Consider the following 1,259-nt stretch of genomic DNA (forward strand, 5'->3'; position numbering starts at 1 on the left):
GCACCCCAGTTACGTTACGGGGAACGGCTTGAACTGGGCACCACACCGCCGGGCGGCGTCCCCCGGGCGTACCGCCCCCGGGGTCGCGCCGCCGGGCGCGGGTGCGCATTGCGACGCACGCCGCCGTCCGGGACGTGGGAATCCGGTCCCTTTCGCCGGTTCCGTCACGTACGCTCCGTCCCGGGTCGGGGGCCCTTTCGCAGTGGAGATGTCCGTGTTCCGATCCGTGCGCGGCCTTGGCGTCGCGTTCTCCGTGCTGGTCGCGCTGACCGCCCTGTCCGACCTGGTGATGGCCGGGTGGGTGTGGCGGGTGCACGGCGTGCTCCAGGACTACGTCGACGGGCTCGTCGGGGACGCGGAGTTCGACCGCACCCTCGCCGCGACCAACCTGCTCGACCTGGCCGGCACGGCGGTCTACCTCGCCGCCGGCGTGGTGTTCGTGATGTGGTCGTGGCGGGTTCGCGCCAACGCCGACCTGGTCGCGTGGGACGCCCACCACCACGCCAGGCACTGGACCATCTGGGGCTGGCTGCCGATCGTCAGCTTCTGGATCCCGCGCCGGGTGGTGGCCGACGTCTGGGACGTCAGCGCGCCCCGCCACCAGCCGCCGCGCGGCCACGCCGAGATCAACTGGTGGTGGGGCCTGTTCATCGCCTACCAGGTGGTGGACCGGATCACCGACCGGATGCTGGCCGCCGGCGAGTCCGTGGACGAGTTCGCCAACGGCGGCGTGATGCTCGTCGTCGTCGCCGCGCTCTCGGTGGCCGCCGCCGTGCTCGCGGCGAACGTCGTCCGGCGGATCGGCGCGTTCCAGTCCGTGCCCGGCTTCGTCACGCCGCCCGACATCGTCTCGCCCTCGTCCGTCGGCCTGACCCAGGTCGACTTCCCGCGCCCGCCCACCGCGCCGATCCCGCCACCCGCCCACGACCCGCGCTGGCAGCGTCCGGAGTAGGCCACGCCGGGGTAAGCCACGGCGGAGCGGGCCGTGCGTCGGTCGACCCTGTGGTGGTAGCGCCCGGAGTAGCCACGCTGGAGCGGGCCGTGCGTCGGTCCGACCCTGCGGTGGCAGGGGCCGGAGCAGGCCCCCGGTCCTCACCGCGTGGCGGCAGCGTCCGGGGGAGGCCGCCTGCGGACGTTACCGGGTGGCGGCAGGGTCCGGAGCAGGCCGCGGCGGGGGGCGCCCCCCCGGGGGGCGGGGCGCCCGCGGCCACGCCCCCCACCCCCACCCACCCCGGGGGGCCGCCCCCCCCCCACACACA

1 protein-coding gene is annotated in these 1,259 nt (G+C 75.5%); it reads left to right on the forward strand.

From position 1 onward, the window contains the following. Positions 1–214 precede the first annotated feature (214 nt). Entirely contained in the window at positions 215–952 is a 738-nt protein-coding gene (locus ACFXGA_RS32860; RefSeq protein WP_378094737.1) for a DUF4328 domain-containing protein, read from the forward strand. Positions 953–1,259 lie beyond the last annotated feature (307 nt).

The sequence above is a fragment of the Actinosynnema sp. NPDC059335 genome (genome assembly GCF_042752395.1).
Classification (GTDB): Bacteria; Actinomycetota; Actinomycetes; order Mycobacteriales; family Pseudonocardiaceae; genus Actinosynnema.